General features: G+C 35.1%; 18 protein-coding genes and 1 pseudogene. 16 read left to right on the top strand and 3 right to left on the bottom strand.

The features are described 5' to 3' along the window. A pseudogene (locus tag QZ657_RS12700) lies at nucleotides 1-239 on the bottom strand (aspartate aminotransferase); the annotation flags it as partial. Nucleotides 240-385: 146 nt separating this feature from the next. On the opposite strand from QZ657_RS12700, the gene QZ657_RS12705 reads away from it, so the two are divergent. From QZ657_RS12705 to QZ657_RS12745, 9 genes are all read left to right on the top strand, one after another. Then, nucleotides 386-1,576 (top strand): pyridoxal phosphate-dependent aminotransferase, encoded by a 1,191-nt coding sequence (locus QZ657_RS12705; protein ID WP_291967305.1) that lies wholly within the window; start codon nucleotides 386-388, stop codon nucleotides 1,574-1,576. Beyond that, nucleotides 1,576-2,592 (top strand): UDP-N-acetylmuramate dehydrogenase, encoded by a 1,017-nt coding sequence (gene murB, locus QZ657_RS12710; RefSeq protein WP_291967307.1) that lies wholly within the window; start codon nucleotides 1,576-1,578, stop codon nucleotides 2,590-2,592. Before QZ657_RS12705 ends, murB begins: the two co-directional genes overlap by 1 nt. A gap of 203 nt (nucleotides 2,593-2,795) precedes the next feature. Beyond that, on the top strand, nucleotides 2,796-3,359 hold the full coding sequence (locus QZ657_RS12715; protein ID WP_291967309.1) for an RNA polymerase sigma factor: 564 nt from the start codon (nucleotides 2,796-2,798) through the stop codon (nucleotides 3,357-3,359). Beyond that, entirely contained in the window at nucleotides 3,356-4,114 is a 759-nt protein-coding gene (locus tag QZ657_RS12720; RefSeq protein ID WP_291962692.1) for an anti-sigma factor domain-containing protein, read from the top strand. Before QZ657_RS12715 ends, QZ657_RS12720 begins: the two co-directional genes overlap by 4 nt. Before the next feature lie 74 nt (nucleotides 4,115-4,188). Then, nucleotides 4,189-4,392 carry a membrane or secreted protein gene (locus QZ657_RS12725; protein ID WP_276473640.1) on the top strand — a complete coding sequence of 68 codons (204 nt, stop codon included), beginning with the start codon at nucleotides 4,189-4,191 and terminating at the stop codon, nucleotides 4,390-4,392. A gap of 42 nt (nucleotides 4,393-4,434) precedes the next feature. Next, complete coding sequence (locus QZ657_RS12730; protein WP_291967311.1) at nucleotides 4,435-4,992, top strand: RNA polymerase sigma factor; 558 nt, start codon at nucleotides 4,435-4,437, stop codon at nucleotides 4,990-4,992. 108 nt (nucleotides 4,993-5,100) lie between these two features. Then, nucleotides 5,101-5,976, top strand: a complete 876-nt coding sequence (gene lipA / locus QZ657_RS12735) for a lipoyl synthase (protein ID WP_036156039.1) — start codon at nucleotides 5,101-5,103, stop codon at nucleotides 5,974-5,976. Nucleotides 5,977-6,077: 101 nt separating this feature from the next. Next, nucleotides 6,078-7,088, top strand: coding sequence for a type I glyceraldehyde-3-phosphate dehydrogenase (gap, locus tag QZ657_RS12740; RefSeq protein ID WP_291967313.1), 1,011 nt, complete (start codon nucleotides 6,078-6,080; stop codon nucleotides 7,086-7,088). Continuing rightward, nucleotides 7,085-9,304, top strand: a complete 2,220-nt coding sequence (locus tag QZ657_RS12745) for an ATP-binding protein (RefSeq protein ID WP_276473643.1) — start codon at nucleotides 7,085-7,087, stop codon at nucleotides 9,302-9,304. The genes gap and QZ657_RS12745 overlap by 4 nt, the downstream gene beginning before the upstream one ends. Here QZ657_RS12745 and lpxK read toward each other — a convergent pair. Then, nucleotides 9,285-10,238, bottom strand: a complete 954-nt coding sequence (gene lpxK, locus QZ657_RS12750; RefSeq protein ID WP_366934175.1) for a tetraacyldisaccharide 4'-kinase — start codon at nucleotides 10,236-10,238, stop codon at nucleotides 9,285-9,287. The genes QZ657_RS12745 and lpxK overlap by 20 nt on opposite strands. Before the next feature lie 98 nt (nucleotides 10,239-10,336). Here lpxK and QZ657_RS12755 point away from each other — a divergent pair, with 98 nt between their 5' ends. The 3 genes from QZ657_RS12755 (at nucleotide 10,337) to QZ657_RS12765 (ending at nucleotide 12,696) form a co-directional block, all read left to right on the top strand. Then, the gene (locus QZ657_RS12755; RefSeq protein ID WP_291962073.1) at nucleotides 10,337-11,431 is read left to right on the top strand and encodes a Nif3-like dinuclear metal center hexameric protein; all 1,095 of its coding nucleotides are present in this window, start codon (nucleotides 10,337-10,339) and stop codon (nucleotides 11,429-11,431) included. Nucleotide 11,432: 1 nt separating this feature from the next. Then, on the top strand, nucleotides 11,433-12,212 hold the full coding sequence (locus QZ657_RS12760) for a zinc ribbon domain-containing protein (RefSeq protein WP_276473645.1): 780 nt from the start codon (nucleotides 11,433-11,435) through the stop codon (nucleotides 12,210-12,212). 70 nt (nucleotides 12,213-12,282) lie between these two features. Then, entirely contained in the window at nucleotides 12,283-12,696 is a 414-nt protein-coding gene (locus tag QZ657_RS12765) for a DUF4174 domain-containing protein (protein ID WP_291967317.1), read from the top strand. On the opposite strand, the gene QZ657_RS12770 is transcribed toward QZ657_RS12765, so the two are convergent. Then, the gene (locus QZ657_RS12770) at nucleotides 12,697-14,040 is read right to left on the bottom strand and encodes an FAD-dependent oxidoreductase (RefSeq protein WP_291967319.1); all 1,344 of its coding nucleotides are present in this window, start codon (nucleotides 14,038-14,040) and stop codon (nucleotides 12,697-12,699) included. Between the two features lie 156 nt (nucleotides 14,041-14,196). Between QZ657_RS12770 and QZ657_RS12775 the strand changes: the two genes are divergently transcribed. From QZ657_RS12775 to QZ657_RS12790, 4 genes are read left to right on the top strand one after another with little or no spacing between them, the layout of a single operon-like run. After that, complete coding sequence (locus QZ657_RS12775) at nucleotides 14,197-14,832, top strand: flavin reductase family protein (RefSeq protein WP_291967321.1); 636 nt, start codon at nucleotides 14,197-14,199, stop codon at nucleotides 14,830-14,832. Next, complete coding sequence (locus QZ657_RS12780; protein ID WP_291962062.1) at nucleotides 14,832-14,987, top strand: DUF2256 domain-containing protein; 156 nt, start codon at nucleotides 14,832-14,834, stop codon at nucleotides 14,985-14,987. The genes QZ657_RS12775 and QZ657_RS12780 overlap by 1 nt, the downstream gene beginning before the upstream one ends. Then, complete coding sequence (locus tag QZ657_RS12785; RefSeq protein WP_291967323.1) at nucleotides 14,980-16,278, top strand: DASH family cryptochrome; 1,299 nt, start codon at nucleotides 14,980-14,982, stop codon at nucleotides 16,276-16,278. Before QZ657_RS12780 ends, QZ657_RS12785 begins: the two co-directional genes overlap by 8 nt. 24 nt (nucleotides 16,279-16,302) lie before the next feature. Then, nucleotides 16,303-17,835, top strand: a complete 1,533-nt coding sequence (locus QZ657_RS12790; protein ID WP_291967325.1) for a cryptochrome/photolyase family protein — start codon at nucleotides 16,303-16,305, stop codon at nucleotides 17,833-17,835. Nucleotides 17,836-18,202: the final 367 nt, after the last annotated feature.

An 18,202-nucleotide genomic window follows, 5' to 3' on the forward strand; every position in this document is an offset into this window, starting at 1 on the left:
AACTGAATGGAATCTTGATCCGCCAAATTGAACAGTATGGGCGTGCCCACACCAGAATCTAATACAAAAGATAATTCAGTTCCGTTCACCTCTACAGGAACAATCATAAGATTATTAATGAGCTGAAATTTTACTTTTTGAAACTTCTTGCCCTTTGGCAATTGGTATGTTTGTGCATTTACAGATAAACCTGCACAACCGGCAAAGAGAATCAAAAAAAGGATATATCTACGTAACATAATCTATATGAATTAGTTAAGCCTTTTTAAGATACGTAAATTTTTAATATGATCGCTATATTTAACAGCACACAGAAGTTTAAATAAAATACAATTTTATTGTAAGTACCATTATCATTTATCACTTTTGCGTAAAATATAATTACATGCCATCTGTCTCAAACAAAGGGCTTACCATGCCCCAATCACCCATTAGAAAACTAGTTCCTTTCGCAGAAGGTGCTAAAAAGAAGGGGATTAAAGTCATTCATTTAAATATTGGACAACCGGACATAAAGACTCCTCAACAAGCATTAGATGCCGTAAAGAACAACAACATTAATGTTTTGGAATATAGCCGTACTGAAGGTTCTGAAGAATTTAGAAGCAAAATTGCCCAGTATTACATTAAAAATGATATTCCGGTAAATGCCAATGAAATTATAGTGACCACTGGTGGATCTGAAGCTTTGTCCTTTGCCATGAATACTATTGCAGATACTGACGATGAAATTATAATTCCAGAACCTTTTTATGCAAATTACAATGGTTTTGCAACCGCCTGTGGCGTAACTGTGGTTCCTGTCGTTTCTAAGCTTGAAGATAATTTTGCCCTTCCTCCAATTGAGGAGTTCGAGAAATTGATTACCTCAAGAACCAAGGCTATTTTAATTTGCAACCCAGGTAACCCTACGGGATATCTATATAGCAAAGAGGAAATACAAAAATTAGCTACACTGGCTAAAAAGCATAATATATTCTTGGTTGCCGATGAAGTATACCGAGAGTTTACATATGACAACAAGACACACACTTCTATTTTAAAGGAAAAAGGCTTAGAAGAACACGCCATTGTCATTGATTCCGTATCAAAAAGATATAGTATGTGCGGAGCTAGAATTGGTTATTTAGTTTCTAAAAACACAGACTTTATTGCAACGGCCCTTAAATTTGCACAAGCGCGATTATCACCACCAACCTACGCACAAATTGCTAGCGAGGCAGCTTTGGACACTCCAGATAGTTATTTTACCGATGTTAAAGAAGAATACGTTGCCCGAAGAAATCTTCTTATCACTGAACTTGAAAAAATAAAAGGCATTAAAATTGCCAAACCTCAAGGTGCGTTTTATTGTATTGCCGAATTGCCTATTGAAGATGCCGACCATTTTGCGCAATGGCTGTTAGAAGACTTTAGCTTAAATAACGAAACTGTCATGGTAGCACCTGCAGCTGGCTTTTACGCTACAGAAGGTCTGGGTAAAAAACAAATTAGAATTGCTTACGTTCTGGATAAAGAAAGTCTAAAACGTGCAGTACACATTTTAAGCGAAGCACTTAAAAATTACAAGGGTTAATGATCATTTATGACCACTTTTCTTTAAAGAACTACAATACTTTTGGTATTGATGCCACGGCTAGATACTTTGTAGAAGTAACCACTATTGAAGAATTACAGGATATTTTAGAGAATAACGCGTATCCTAGAAAAATTCTTATTGGTGGTGGTAGTAACATGTTGCTTACAGACTATATTGATGCGCTTTTTATACACGTTAATTTAAAGGGCAAGCAGATAGTTTCACAAGATGACAATAATGTGATCGTCAAAGTAATGGCCGGAGAAAATTGGCACAGCATGGTGATGTGGGCAATTGACCATGATTTTGGCGGATTGGAAAATATGTCCTTAATACCTGGTAATACCGGTACGGCTCCTATCCAGAACATTGGTGCCTATGGGGTAGAATTAAAAGATTGTTTTGTAAGTTGTGAAGCTGTCAGAATAGAAGACCAACAATTGGTAACTCTTTCTAAGGAGGAATGTCAATTTGGCTATAGAGATTCGTTCTTTAAAAATGAAGGCAAAGACAAGTACGTAATTACATCGGTCACTTTCTCCTTTACAAAAAAGAACCATAATATTAATTCTGGTTACGGTGCTATAGAAAATCAATTGCTTAAGAAGTCTATTTCAAACCCTACAATAAAAGATATTTCCAATGCCGTAATAGCAATTCGCCAAAGTAAGTTGCCAGACCCAAAAGAATTAGGAAATAGCGGTAGTTTTTTTAAAAACCCGATTGTCACAAAAGAAATTTTCACCCGGTTCAGCACAACATATCCAGAGGCACCTTTTTACAAAGTATCAGATGACTATTTTAAAATTCCTGCAGGCTGGTTAATAGAACAATGTGGCTTTAAAGGAAAACGTTATGGCGATGCCGGCGTACATAAAAATCAAGCGTTGGTACTGGTCAATTATGATAATGCCACCGGTAAAGACATTCTAGATCTTGCAGCAAGAATTATTGAAGAGGTCAAAAGAAAGTTTGAAATTGAAATAAGTCCAGAGGTTAATCTAATAAAATAACCCCTGTAAAATTTACAGGGGTTATTACCAAACCAAACCAACCAAAAACAAAGTGGGCAGTTACCAGCTGACCACTTATTCAATATATATTTTTAGAAAACGCCACTTTAACAATCAATTTTATAATTTAGCGTTTAAGCATATACGGTTCAATCTTAGCATTTGGATGTCCATCTTAAAAAATATGTGCATCTTTTTAAATTATGAGCACTCTATTAGAAAACCATATTGTTGAATTATTACAAGAGCGAAACGAAAAAGCGATTTCTCTTTTGTACGATAATTATGCCGACACCCTATTAGGTGTTGCCAACAAAGTAGTGCGTGACCCGGATCTGGCACAAGATGTTGTTCAAGAATCTTTTTTAAAAATTTGGAAGAAAGCAGATTCTTACGACCCTAAAAAAGCAAAACTTTTTACTTGGCTTTTTAGAATTACACGTAACACTGCAATCGATAAATTAAGAAGTGTAAACACAAAAAGCGACAAAGAAATCCAAATAGATGTTTCTGACGTATATACTTTAGGTGTTGAAAGCACAAGACCAGAATTAATGGATGTAAAAGAACATCTAGACAAAATTGAAGAAAAATATCAAATTGTACTAGAAGCTCTTTTCTTTCAAGGCATGACCCAACAAGAAGCTAGTGATGAGTTGGATATACCATTGGGAACCATTAAATCTAGATTAAAGATAGGATTGCGCGAATTAGGCAAAATCTATGGTCCTGCCGTAATAGCCATGGTATTAAATATTATATTATGAAAGACAAAATAAGAATTTTCCTTGATTCTGATTTATTAGAAAAGTATCTTTTGGGAACAACTACCGAACTAGAAAGTCTTCAGGTAGAGCGTTACATTGCCATGTACCCAGAAGTAAGGGAAACCTATAGCGAATTACAGAACAATCTTGAAATATTCGCAAAACTTCACGCTATTGAGGCTCCACAAGGTCTGAAGGACAAAATCAATTCAAGAATAAAAGCTGAACGTAAGGGCAGAAAAAGATTTTACAGCTATGCTATTGCCGCTAGTATTACCGCTATCATGTTCATTGGTATCTCTACTTTTTTCTGGAACCAGAACCAGAGTTTACAAGAAGAGAACAGCGTTGTAAGTAATAAAATAAAATTGCTTGAGGAGAACATGAAAGAGCAATTGGAAGATGTTCGCAACCAATTTATTGTTCTTAACAATCCACAGACAAAAAAGTATAACGTAAAAGGTAACCAAAAAGCAAAGGAGCTTAAAGCTGTGGCATACATTAACCCTGTTAAAAAACTATCCTATATTAATGTTAGCAAATTGCCTAATATTCCTGAAAGCCAGTGTTTTCAAATGTGGGCAGAGGTTAATGGCAAAATGATCAATCTTGGCATCATTGAAGAAGCAGGAGACCAGCAAAAGTTATTGGCATTACCATACGCGGAAAATGCCGTTGGTTATATTACCATAGAGCAAAAAGGTGGTAACCAAGCGCCAAATGTAGAAAATATAGTTGCGAATATAGCATACTAAACATTCACATATAAAGTATTCTTAAAGCCCCATTTTTGGGGCTTTATTTTTTATCTTTGCTTAAAATTTAGCATATGAAACTAGTATTACTTACCATTGGGTTGTTAGCATTGGCCTTTGCAGGGATAGCTATTAAAATATGGTCTAAAAAAGACGGGAAGTTCGCAGGTACCTGCGCCAGCCAGAGTCCGTTTCTAAATCAAGATGGGCAAGCTTGTGGTATGTGTGGTAAAATGCCAGATGAACAAGATTGCAAAAAAGATTTAATCACAGAATAAGCACAGCCACTTCTTAAAACAAGGAGTTTACAATATTGGTATTTGAACAACACGGACAAATTAGAAGAAATAATCTTTAAAGCTAAACAAGGCAATCAAATTGCATTTAGCCGTTTATTGGATATGTTTTGGAACGATGTGTATGGGTTTCAATTAAAACGTACCGAAAACGAAAACGATTCAGAAGATATTACCATTCAAACATTCTCAAAGGCATTTGACAAGATACATACGTATAATGAATCTTATGTGTTTAAAACTTGGTTGATAGCCATTTCCAAAAACATTCATATAGATTTAGTTAGAAAACGCAAAAAAAACGTATTGGACTCTAGAAGTAATTCTGACGCAATAACCAGCGCTTTAGACGCTTCTCCTTCAATGGAAGACCAATTGATTCAAGAACAGAATCTTGCAGATTTACTTAGGGATATTAAAAAGCTTAAGCCCCACTACCAAGAGGTCATCAATCTTAGGTATTTTAACGAGTTGAGTTATGCCGACATTGCCACTCAGTTGAACGAACCCATAAACAGTGTTAAAGTAAAACTTTTAAGGGCTAAAAAATTACTTTCTGAAATTATCAAGGAAAGAAAGTAAACAACAACTAAAAGAAAATTTCTCATAATTTAGAACTCATTTGTGTAGCATGTAATTCTGCTTTATCCACACTTTATTAGTTCGTATATTTGTAATAAAATTTAAAGCATGTCTACAGTTTTAAAAGAAAATGTTGCTCCACCAAAAGGTAAACCGAAATGGCTAAGGGTAAAACTACCTACAGGTAAGAAATACACCCAGCTTAGAGGTTTGGTAGATAAGTATGACCTGCATACTATTTGCACCAGCGGAAGTTGCCCAAATATGGGAGAATGTTGGGGAGAAGGCACAGCAACTTTTATGATATTGGGTAATGTTTGTACTAGATCATGTGGTTTCTGCGGAGTTAAAACCGGAAGACCGGAAAATGTTGACTGGGCAGAACCCGAAAAAGTAGCTAGATCCATAAAAATTATGGGGATAAAACATGCCGTTATTACTTCTGTGGATAGAGATGACCTTAAAGACATGGGCTCTATTATTTGGGCAGAAACCGTAAAGGCCATCCGTAGAATGAATCCCACTACTACTTTAGAAACTTTAATTCCTGATTTTCAAGGAATAGAAAAGCATTTAGATAGAATTGTAGCTGTTTCTCCCGAAGTTGTTTCTCACAACATGGAAACTGTTAAAAGACTTACTAGAGAGGTACGTATACAAGCAAAATATGAACGCAGTCTTGAAGCCTTGAACTACTTAAAAAAACAAGGTATTAACAGAACCAAATCTGGTATTATGCTGGGTCTTGGGGAACATGAAGATGAAGTTATTACCACATTGGCAGATTTGCGTAATGCAGATGTTGATGTTGTTACTATAGGACAGTACTTACAGCCTTCCAAAAAGCACCTACCTGTTAAAGAATTTATTACTCCAGAGCAGTTTAAGAAATATGAAGATATAGGTCTAGAAATGGGCTTTAGACATGTTGAAAGTGGTGCTTTAGTCAGATCTTCTTATAAAGCACACAAGCATATTTTATAAATTCTCAACAACATAATTCTTAGCAACTATGCTAAGATTATTAGATAGACCTAAATTATTGGGCATTATCTGTATTAACTGAACACATTCATCGGCAACCAATGCAAAAACTAAACATAGGCATTAATGGTTTTGGAAGGATAGGCAGAACCCTATTTCGCTTAACGCAAGCACATGAAAATTTAAATGTGGTTGCTATTAATGATCTGGCAGATACCCGTACTCTTTCACATCTTTTAAAATATGATAGTATTCACGGTACTTCACCGCTCAATATCTCTCATGATGACAAGCACATTATCGTTAATGATAAAGCCATAGCACTTTTCAACGAATCTCATCCGTCTAAAATAAATTGGTCATCTTCCGCAGTTGACTTGGTTGTAGAATGCACCGGTAAATTTAAGGATAGAGAAACATTATCTTTTCATATTAAAAATGGCGCCAAGAAAGTTATTTTGTCCGTACCCCCCACTGAAGATGATATTAAAATGATCGTTTTCGGCATCAATGAAAATACGTTGACAAAATCTGACGACATCATATCAAATGCATCTTGTACTACGAATAACGCTGCACCAATGATAAAAATAGTCAATGACCTTTGCGGTATAGAGCAAGCGTACATTACTACCATACATTCCTACACAACCGATCAAAGTTTGCACGATCAACCTCATAGAGATTTAAGAAGGGCCCGTGCAGCATCACAATCTATAGTACCTACAACAACCGGGGCTGCAAAAGCATTGACTAAAATATTCCCAGAATTGGCAGATACTATTGGGGGTTGTGGCATTAGAGTACCTGTGCCAAACGGCTCATTAACAGACATTACCCTTAATGTAAAAAGGGAAACGAGCATTGATGAAATAAACGCTACTTTTGAAAAAGCGGCCAAAAACCAGTTTAAAAATATTGTTCACTATACCAGCGACCCAATTGTTTCTATCGATATAAACAATAGTTGCTACTCTTGTACGTTTGATTCTTTGATGACCTCTGTAATTGGCAAAATGGTAAAGATTATTGGCTGGTACGATAATGAAACCGGTTATAGCAGCAGAATCATTGATTTGATTAATTTTATAAGTACTAAAAATTATATTTGAAGATTTTATTTTTAAATAAAGCACTGAAAATCTTACTAGTCCCCATTGTAATTTTGGCGACTACCACTACCCTATACTCACAAAACCCGACACCAAAAAAAGACATACAACCTTATTTTGATCAAGCAAGAAAATTTAAAAATCAAGATAAAATTGACCTTGCTTTAGAAACACTGAATACGGCGGCAAACGAAGCCGAAAAAAGCGAAGATGTCAAAGGTCTTATTGATAGCCTTCACGAACTAGCATTACTTTATTTAAAAATAGATAAAGAAGGTGACACCGAATTTTATTGGGATCGCGCTAGTGTTCTGCTAAAAGATATTGAATATCCTTACGGTGACGGTATGCATAAATATGTAGAAGCTATTCTGTTACATAGGAGTAATAGAAACTTTCAAGCTCTTTTTATGCTCAATGAAGCTAAACAACTAAATAACGACCGTAATTTTTACAATAATTTATTATTGACCGAAGCAAGAGTATATCTCAGTTTGGAGAAGTATGACAGCGCTACCAAGAATTTAAATTCACTAATTGTAAATACTGATCTTTACGAAAAGGAATACCTTACAACACAAGCCTACTTAACACTTGCCGAATTAAATTTAAAAATCGATAATTTAACAGAAGCTGCCAAAAATGGAGAAAGCGCACTTGCTCTTGCGGTTGATAACGGATTTTTAGAAGATATCAAAAACGCCAACACCCTGTTGTCCTCGGTTTATGAAAAACTGGGACTTTACCAGAAATCGCTCGTAAACACACAAAACTTAGTGCAGCTTAAAGATTCTATTTTTAATATTGACAAAAATATTATTGAAGCCAAAACGGCCGATAAGATTAGAGATGATTATAAGACAGAAGAGATTGCACGCCAAGAAAAGAAAATTGAAGAACTAACAGAGTCTCAAAACAGGTCTGAACTTACGGCAATTTTAACTTCTGCATTTCTGATTATCATATCATTACTGGCGGTTACCCTATACAGAAACAACCAGATAAAATTAAAGACAAACGATCTTTTACAGACCAAAAATAAAGAGCTACAAATTGCTCGTGATGGTGCTGTACAAGCTATGGAAGCAAAGACCAACTTTCTTTCTACAGTAAGCCATGAGCTTAGAACTCCCCTCTATGCCGTTACCGGTCTCACTCATTTGTTGCTAGAAGAAAACCCAGAAGAGCACCAAAAAGAACATTTAAAGGCATTAAAATTTTCAGGTGACTATCTTCTTAATTTTATAAATGACATTCTGCATATCAACAAGATTGATGCAAATAAATTAGAACCCCTTAATATGGAGTTCAACCTTAACAAGGTCATTAATGAGGTAATCAACTCACTTGGTCAAAGCGCTAAATCTAACAAAACCAACCTGATCCTAGAGTATGATCAAGATATACCCAACAAGTTATTGAGCGATCCTTTAAAACTCTCTCAAATTTTCATGAACCTTATTGGTAATTCTATCAAATTTACAAAAGGAGGAGAAGTAAAGGTTATTGTTAAACTATTGAACAAAGTAGAAGATGACATTACCATTTATTTTGAAGTAAAGGATAACGGTATAGGTATCTCAAAAGAGAAGCAAAAAAGTATTTTTGAAGGATTTGAACAAGGCTCTATTCAAATTAACCGAGAATATGGCGGTACCGGTCTAGGCCTCACCATAGTAAAAAGTTTATTGAGCCTATTTGAAAGTAAAATTGAGCTTGAAAGCGAACTAGGCGAAGGCAGCTCTTTCTTCTTTGAAGTTAAAATGAAAAGCCTTGATGGTGACTCAGAAGATGTTTCTTTTGAGATTACACCAAAGGATTATGACTTTAAAGGACTTCACTTATTAATTGTGGAAGACAATAAGATCAACCAAGTTATTACCAAAAAAATGCTATCTAAAAGGGATATGACCAGTGATATTGCCAACAATGGTCATGAGGCGGTTACTGCAGCTCAAGAAAACGTATATGATGCCATATTGATGGATATTCATATGCCGGGTATTAGTGGAGAAGAGGCAACTATTCAAATTAGAAAATTTAATCAAGACACTCCTATAATTGCGTTAACGGCAATTTCCTTAGATGATAGTTTGGAAAGTTTCTATGCTGCCGGTTGTAACGACGTGGTTACCAAACCATTTAAACCAGATGTTTTTTACCAAAAAATAGGTGAGAACATTTTTGACAAAAAAGCTAAGAAGTCGTTGACATAAAATTTAACAGTTCCTTTTTCATTAGCAGGCCGTTATCCTCAAAAAACTTATGTTTTACTTCTATATAGTGTAATTTGGGCAATTTAGATTTAAGACGAACGTAATCTTTCTCGGTCGTTAGTATACATTCTTTACTTTTTAGGACATCAATTTCCTTATCACTAAAGAAATGGTGGTCACTGAATTTCAAATGCTCAAACTTTAATCCTTCTAAACGCAAAAACGTTACTAAAGGCGCAGGATTGGCAATACCGGTTACCACCGTCACTTTTTTAGTTTTTAACGCATCTAAAGATAGCGCTGAACCCTTTAACTGTTTATTATAGGACAGATAACTGAAAAATACTTTTTGATACAACTTAGGGCCTATGCCTTTCTTAATCGTTTCTCTTTCTGACAACTGCATGCTTGCCGGGCATTTTGTAACTACAATCATATTTGCCCTATCTGCAGCACTTTTAGAATCTCTTAAATTACCTGTAGGCAAATACCAATCCTTAGTATACAAATCATCATAGGCCGTCAACAAAATGGAAAAATCCGGCTGTACCTTTCTATGCTGAAAGGCATCATCGAGCAAAATTACATCTGGAGAGATCTTTTTTTCTAGTTGAGCGATTCCGTTTCTTCTGTCCGCATCAACGGCTACCGTAATCTCAGGGAATTTGTTTTTCAGTTGAAATGGTTCATCACCCAAATCTTCAACACTGGTATGTTCATTTGAAAGTATAAAACCTTGAGACTTTCTTTTATACCCCCTACTCAATATAGCCACCTTATAATTTTTGGCCAACTCTCTCACCAATAGTTCGATCATTGGGGTCTTACCTGTACCGCCTACACTTAAATTACCTACACAGATGGTTTTGGTTGTGAACGATTGAGAGGAAAAAACACCCCAATCATACAAGCGATTCCTAAGAAAGACAATCAATCCGTAGATTAAAGAAATTGGAAAAAGAAGTTTTCGTAACACATGCATCAGAACGAAATTATAATAATTTATCTTTGAATATCTTATTTTCTTATAAAATGACCGTAAAAGACATCACCAAGATCTTAGAAGAATTTGCCCCACTGACCTATGCGGAAGATTTTGACAACGTAGGTTTACTTGTAGGTAACGCATCCAACAAGGTAAGCGGAGTATTGGTTACCTTAGATACCTTAGAAAATGTGGTAGACGAAGCCATAGCCAAAAAATGTAACCTGATCATAAGTTTTCACCCTATTATTTTCAGTGGCTTAAAGAAAATAACAGGAAAAAACTATGTTGAACGTGTAGTTATAAAAGCAATTAAAAATGATATTGCCATCTACGCCAACCATACGGCACTTGATAATGCAAAAGAAGGTGTAAATGCAAAAATATGCGAAGTACTGGGCCTTTCTAATACCAAGATACTTCTTCCTCAAAAAAGCACTATTAAAAAATTGACTACTTATATACCTAAAGATAACTTAGAGGAAGTAAAAAACGAACTATTTAAAGCCGGTGCGGGTAACATTGGCAATTATTCTGACTGTAGTTTTACCGTTGAGGGTACCGGAACTTACAAAGCAAACAATGATGCTACACCAGCAAAAGGAAGCATAGGTATTGCCCATACCGAAAGTGAGACTATGTTCACATGTGTCTTTGGCAAGAACGAAGAAGCTGCCGTAATAAGAGCACTGATGTCCTCCCACCCTTATGAAGAGGTCGCTTATGACATACAAACTATAGAAAATACCAACAAGCACATTGGCATGGGCATGATCGGTGAATTGAGCGAAGAAGTTACGGAAACCGATTTTCTGGACCATTTAAAGCTTAAAATGAACGCCGAATTGGTACGCCATTCCAATTTTTTGAATAAACCGATCAAAAAAGTAGCGGTACTGGGAGGTAGCGGGTCTTTTGCCATTGGCGCCGCAAAAGCGGCCGGAGCAGACGTATTTGTTACTGCAGACCTTAAATACCACCAATTTTACGAGGCTGAAAACCAAATAGTTTTGGCAGATATTGGACACTTTGAAACTGAGCAGTTTACAAAAAACCTTTTAGTTGATTATCTTACGAAAAAAATTCCTAATTTTGCAATCCATTTATCGGAAAGTATAACAAATCCCATCAATTATTTTTAATATGGCAAAAAAAGAAGATTCGTCTGTAGAAGCAAAGTTAAGAGCATTATATGATTTGCAATTAATTGATTCTAGGGTTGATGAAATAAGGAACGTTCGTGGCGAACTACCTTTAGAAGTAGAAGACTTGGAAGATGAAGTCCTTGGCCTAAAAACGAGAATGGATAAACTTAAATCTGATTTAGAGAATATCAATTTCGAAATCGGTGCCAAGAAGAACCTTATTGAAGAAGCAAAGGCTTTAATTAAAAAATACGGCGAGCAGCAAAAAAATGTTCGTAACAGCAGAGAATTTAATTCTATCAGCAAAGAATTAGAATTTCAAGAATTAGAAATTCAATTGGCAGAAAAGAATATAAAAGAATTCAAAGCCCAAATCGATCAGAAAAAATCTGTTATTTCTGAAACCAAAGAGCGTTTATCTGAACGTGAAGCTCACCTTAAACACAAAAAAGGGGAATTAAACGCAATTCTTGCAGAAACTGAGAAAGAAGAGAAAGCGTTACTAGAAGAGTCTATCAAATTTCAAGATAAAATTGAGGAACGTTTGGTAAAGGCCTATGCACGTATTCGTAACAATGTTAAGAACGGTTTGGCAGTCGTACCAATTGAAAGAGGTGCTTCTGGTGGTTCTTTCTTTACCATTCCACCTCAGGTTCAAGTTGAGATTGCTTCAAGAAAAAAAATCATTACAGATGAGCATAGCGGTCGTATTTTAGTTGACCCTACCCTTGCAGAAGAGGAAAGCGAGAAAATGCAAAAAATGTTCGCTAAACTATAATAGCCAACATTATACATATTTTAAAAAAGCCATCTTTTAAAGATGGCTTTTTTTGTTTACATTCATAATCATGAATTTTCTTAAAACCAGTTTTATTCTTTTTATGATGCACAGTTTACATCTGCAAGCTCAAAACATATCTGACTTTAAATGGAAGAACAGAATTATAGTGCTTTATGAGCATGAGAACAATACTGCCAAAGTGAAAAACGCTTTACAGCAAATTAATAATAGTACCAACAAATTAACCGAAAGAGATCTTGTAGTTTTCATCTACAAAAACGGGCTACTATACACTAAAGAAAACAAAGAGACTACAATTCAAAATAATAACCTTGTACCATATTCTTATGACGGCTATATATTAATAGGAAAAGATGGCGGTATAAAATTTAAAAGCCACTATCCTTTTGATATAAAACAGGTTTTAGACCTTATTGACAGTATGCCCATGCGCAGAAGCGAAATGAAATCTAAAAATTAATTATTTTAAAAGATCAAGCATATAATCTTCTACTTCTTTACTATCCCATTTTTCTGCAATACCAGGTATTTTCATAACTTCTTGCATAATTTTTTCTTGAGCATCACCCTCTGCAAGTGCTTCTACATAAGGTCTATTTGAAAAGGTTACCCTGCTGTACGCCGGCACCCATTTATCAGGATGTTTTGCTGCAAAATGTTTTTCAATTTTCTTTTGAAGCAAGAAATTAAGATCAGCTGTTTTACTACTCATTTCCACAAAATTGCGATAACTTAATTCCGCAATGGCATCTGCATTGGGTTTACGCTTTTCTTGATAGACTTCAAAAATACGTTGCCAGTCATCACCTAACTCCTGTATTATTTCGTCCAAGACAAAAATATCTTCAAACCCGGCATTCATACCTTGTCCGTAAAAAGGCACTACAGCATGAGCAGAATCGCCCACAAGGGCAACTTTGTCCCAATAACTCCACGGGTAGCACTTCATGGTAACCATGGCACTGGTAGGGTTCTTAAAAAAGTCTTCGGTCAAATTCTCAATATCATCTTTGACGTTAGGAAAATAAGTGTTGAAAAATTCTACTGCTTCTTTTTTTGTCCTTAAACTCTCAAAAGACACATCTCCTTCAAATGGCATAAACAACGTACAAGTAAAACTGCCATCTAAATTTGGCATTGCTATAAACATAAACTTACCGCGTGGCCAAATATGAAATGAGTTCTTATCCAGTTTATGTGAGCCATCTTCATTTGCAGGTATGGTCAATTCCTTATATCCTACATCAATGAAGTCCTGAGAATAATCGAACCTGCTACGTCTTTGCATTTTATGACGTACTCTTGAGAAAGCACCGTCACAACCAAACACCAAATCAAAAGGATATTCTATCCACTCCCCTTTTTCCGTTTCTCCTGTATAAACTTTAGCTTCGGGCAAGTTAATATCCCAAACCTTCTCTTCAAAACGAAATTCTACCCCGTTCTTTTCGGCAAGATCGATCATGCGTCTATTTAGTACGCCACGAGATATGGACCAAATTGCTTCGCCATCTTTACCGTACTTTTGAAAATATTGTTCTTTTCCAATAACATGCATTGCCCTCTTATCCAACGGTATGGCAATCTTTTTAATTTCTTCTTCAATGCCAACGGCCTTCAAAGCGTTCCAACCTCTATTGCTCATGGCAAGGTTTATAGATCTGCCTGAAAATTCCACGTTTCTAATATCAGGTCTGCGGTCAAATACCGTAATCTGATGTCCGTACCTTTTAAGATAGATGGCAAGCAAGGATCCTACCAAACCTGAGCCAATTATGGCAATATTCTTTTTTTCCTGGGTCATGTACAAGGCTTTAAGCCAACATTAATTCAATGTTAAAAATAGGCAATTATACCCTAATCTCAGGTATTACTTAAACAAACTAAACAAATCATTTTATCTATTGAATTAAATTTTTGTTTAAATTTTATATACTTTTATTGAACAAAATAAAATAACTTGAAACATTTCACAAAAGAAAATCTATTAAACCTCCCAAGTAGATATAAAGCTCATCTAATTAATAGTTGTACCGGTTATAAATCTGCTAATCTCATTGGTTCAAAATCCAGCTCTGGCACAAGCAATTTGGCTATTTTTAATTCTGTAGTGCATATTGGTAGTTCCCCACCAATGTTAGGGTTTATATTAAGGCCATTGACCGTAAAAAGAAATACGTACAGCAACTTTAAAGAAACAGGTTTTTTTACTGTAAATCAGATAAATACTACTATCATAGAAGATGCACACCATACGGCCGCAAGTTATGATGAGCAAATATCAGAGTTCTCCAAAACCAATTTGACCGAAACTTATCTTGATAATTTTCAAGCTCCGTACGTTAAAGAAAGTGCCATTAAAATTGGTTGTAGCTACGTCAATGAATATGAAATAAAAGAGAACGGCTGTTTACTTATTATCGGCGCCATTGAGCATATATACTTACCAGAGCAAATTCTTCAAAAGGATGGGTGGCTTTCTCTTGATAGAGCAGATACAGTTGCCATTAACGGTTTAGATGCTTACACATTACCAACACTTTTAGCTCGATTTGCATATGCCGAACCCGATGTACCGGTAAAATCCATAACATAATGGCGCATAAAAAAATACATCTTGCCACTAAAATTTGCATTACTTGTAAAAAACCGTTTACCTGGCGCAAAAAATGGGAACGTAACTGGGACGAAGTAAGATACTGCGGCGAAAAATGTAGGCGCAATAAACTTAAAAAAGAAAGAGATGAATAATCTAATTTGGTTTAGAAACGATTTAAGGGTGCAAGACAATTCTTCTATAGCTAATGCAATTAAAAGCGGCACAAAAGTCATTGGTTTCTATTGTTTTGAATCGCTTTTTTTTGAAACAGATGAATTCGAGTTTAAAAGAACAGAAAAGTATCGGGCAAAATTTTTAATTGAAACTGTTGCACAACTAAGACAAGAACTTGAAAAACTTCATATTCCGCTATTTATATATCACGGAAATTCAGCGGACTACCTACCCAATTTAATTCAGGAGCATGATATTGATTCCATTTTTTTACAAAAAGAATGGACTAGAGATGAGCAAGTTATAGTAGAAAATGTAAAGAACAAGTTGGATCGCACTATTAACTTTCATGAAGTATATGATCAATTTTTATTTCATCCAGATGATATACCTTACAACAGTTTTGACACTATTCCAGATGTTTTTACAAACTTTAGAAAAAAGTGCGAAGTCAATGTAAAGGTTAGACCAGTTGTACAGGTGTTTGGCAAATTACCCTCTAAAAATTTGATTGAAACGAATTGTAAAGTGCCAACTTTAGAAGACTTAGGTTTTAAAGATTTCCTTAGAAATGCCAACACAGCATTTCCTTTTAAAGGTGGTGAACTAGAAGCAACAAAACGGATACAGCATTATTTCTGGGAGACTAAAAAACTAAAATTTTATAAAAAAACAAGGAACGGATTAATTGGCATCGATTACAGTTCAAAATTATCTGCTTGGCTTGCAAACGGCAGTATTTCACCAAGAACTATTTACTGGGAAATCTTGAAATTCGAAAAGGAAATCATTAAAAATCAAGATACTTATTGGCTAATCTTTGAATTGATCTGGAGAGATTATTTTAAGTACATATCTCTAAAATACAATGATGTCATTTTTAAATTAGGTGGCATATTAAACCGTACTTACGATCCTGTAACCAATGAGAAAGCTAAACATACTTGGATCAATGGTTTAACTAAAGAACCATTTGTAAATGCCAATATGAAAGAGCTATTGGAAACCGGATGGATGAGCAATAGAGGTAGACAGAACGTAGCTAGTTTCTGGTCCAAAGAATTAGAACAAGACTGGCGTATGGGCGCTGCCTATTTTGAAAGTATGCTTATAGATTATGATGTACATAGTAATTGGGGAAACTGGATGTATGCTAGCGGGGTAGGCAATGATCCAAGAAACCGCAAATTCAACATTAAGTTACAAGCGGAAAGGTATGATGCTACAGGCAAATATCAACGATTATGGTTACAGGAAAAATTATTTTAGTTCAACCTAAAAAACAAACTGAAAATGAAAATAGTACGCTTAATTTTAGGTGACCAATTAAATCAAAAACACTCCTGGTTCAAAGAGGTCAATAATGACGTTACCTACGTCATGGCCGAAATGAGACAGGAAACAGATTATGTTAAACATCATGTTCAAAAAGTGGTCGCCTTCTTTTTAGCAATGAGAAGTTTTAAAGAAGATCTGTCCGCTAAGGGCCATAATTTCATTTATTACAAATTGAACGATGATAACAACTCACAGCAATTAGGGCAAATCATATCAAATACAATACTTAACACAAAGGCCAACAAATTTGAGTATTTGCTACCTGATGAATATAGACTGGACCAACAACTAGTAGAAATTTGTAACACTTTAAATGTTGACACCGCTAGTTATGATACCGAACATTTTTATACTACCAGATTTGAGTTAAGAGATTTCTACAAAGGCAAAAAGCAGATGGTTATGGAAAGCTTTTATAGGATGATGCGTAAAAAGCATAGTATCATGGTCACCAACGACCAACCTGAAGGGGGCAAATGGAATTATGACCAAAGCAATAGGAATAAATGGAAAGGCAAGACCCCAATTCCAAAAGAAATAGAATTTCCTAAGAAGGTTGAAGATATCATTCAATTATTAAAAGATAAAAACGTTCAAACATTTGGCACTATAGATTCAACAAATTTTCCATGGCCGGTAACACGAGAGGAGTGCTTGAACACCTTAGAATACTTCTGTAAAGATCTATTGCCACATTTTGGAGATTATCAAGATGCTATGCATACTGACGAAAAATTTCTTTTCCATTCACGCTTATCATTTGCTATGAATGCTAAAATATTGGCGCCCAATGAAGTTATTAATGCAGTTCTAGATCATTTTTATGATAAAGCAAACGATATTAAGATATCTCAAGTTGAAGGTTTTATACGGCAAATTTTGGGGTGGAGAGAATATATGCGAGGTATTTACTGGAAAGAAATGCCCGGGTACAAAAGTCTAAATAGCTTAAATAATAAAAATAAATTACCAGAATTCTTTTGGACGGGCAATACAAAAATGAATTGCCTTAAAAAATCTATAGGTCAAAGTCTAGACAACTCTTATGCCCACCATATACAAAGGCTAATGGTTATTGGCAATTTTGCCCTACTAACGCAGATTGACCCCAATGAGGTAGACCAATGGTACCTAGGTGTTTATATTGATGCTATTGAATGGGTAGAAATTACCAATACAAGGGGTATGAGCCAATTTGCAGACGGTGGTATTGTTGCCACCAAACCATATGTAAGTAGCGCCAATTATATCAATAAAATGAGTAATTACTGTGGTAAGTGTCATTATAGCCACACTAAAAAGTTAGGGGGAAATGCCTGCCCGTTCAACTCATTATATTGGAATTTTCTCTCTGATAAAAAGAAACATTTTAAAGACAATCAACGTATGAATATGATGATGGCTCTTTTAGATAAAATGGAGGGCAATAAACTTGCAGAAATTCAAAAAAGGGCCTCTTATGTCATTGATAATTTAGATGAGTTTTAATAGAAACTTAAAGTCAAATTAACTTTGGTACCGTGGCTGATTTTTACCTTTATAGTATAAAATAACGCGAACATTCCGCAAAAGCGTCTATATATAAAAAGCACCTTTTCAATCTTATGAAAAGGTGTTTTTGATTACAGTTATTTTAAATGATTTTATTGCTGACCAACTGTTTTATTCAGTAAACCAGAATTGAGCAAACTGGCTGAAACTATTGGTTTTATCGGTGAACTGCATAGACTTAATTTTATCACTCTTTAACATCAATTTTAACAGTCTACAACAATTAAAAATTAAGTGTTAAATGCACTTTTAATGTCATTTCTATAAATCTCCTTATATATAATTGAATTTAAATAATTGATTA

Source organism: Maribacter sp. (assembly GCA_020629415.1).
Taxonomy (GTDB): domain Bacteria; phylum Bacteroidota; class Bacteroidia; order Flavobacteriales; family Flavobacteriaceae; genus Maribacter; species Maribacter huludaoensis.

Bases quoted from the DNA above. Each gene is read 5' to 3' on its own strand.
- QZ657_RS12705 (WP_291967305.1), top strand. From the start codon at position 386: ATGCCATCTGTCTCAAACAAAGGGCTTACCATGCCCCAATCACCCATT.
- murB (WP_291967307.1), top strand. From the start codon at position 1,576: ATGATCATTTATGACCACTTTTCTTTAAAGAACTACAATACTTTTGGT.
- QZ657_RS12715 (WP_291967309.1), top strand. From the start codon at position 2,796: ATGAGCACTCTATTAGAAAACCATATTGTTGAATTATTACAAGAGCGA.
- QZ657_RS12720 (WP_291962692.1), top strand. From the start codon at position 3,356: ATGAAAGACAAAATAAGAATTTTCCTTGATTCTGATTTATTAGAAAAG.
- QZ657_RS12725 (WP_276473640.1), top strand. From the start codon at position 4,189: ATGAAACTAGTATTACTTACCATTGGGTTGTTAGCATTGGCCTTTGCA.
- lipA (WP_036156039.1), top strand. From the start codon at position 5,101: ATGTCTACAGTTTTAAAAGAAAATGTTGCTCCACCAAAAGGTAAACCG.
- gap (WP_291967313.1), top strand. From the start codon at position 6,078: ATGCAAAAACTAAACATAGGCATTAATGGTTTTGGAAGGATAGGCAGA.
- QZ657_RS12755 (WP_291962073.1), top strand. From the start codon at position 10,337: ATGACCGTAAAAGACATCACCAAGATCTTAGAAGAATTTGCCCCACTG.
- QZ657_RS12760 (WP_276473645.1), top strand. From the start codon at position 11,433: ATGGCAAAAAAAGAAGATTCGTCTGTAGAAGCAAAGTTAAGAGCATTA.
- QZ657_RS12765 (WP_291967317.1), top strand. From the start codon at position 12,283: ATGAATTTTCTTAAAACCAGTTTTATTCTTTTTATGATGCACAGTTTA.
- QZ657_RS12770 (WP_291967319.1), bottom strand. From the start codon at position 14,040: ATGACCCAGGAAAAAAAGAATATTGCCATAATTGGCTCAGGTTTGGTA.
- QZ657_RS12780 (WP_291962062.1), top strand. From the start codon at position 14,832: ATGGCGCATAAAAAAATACATCTTGCCACTAAAATTTGCATTACTTGT.
- QZ657_RS12785 (WP_291967323.1), top strand. From the start codon at position 14,980: ATGAATAATCTAATTTGGTTTAGAAACGATTTAAGGGTGCAAGACAAT.
- QZ657_RS12790 (WP_291967325.1), top strand. From the start codon at position 16,303: ATGAAAATAGTACGCTTAATTTTAGGTGACCAATTAAATCAAAAACAC.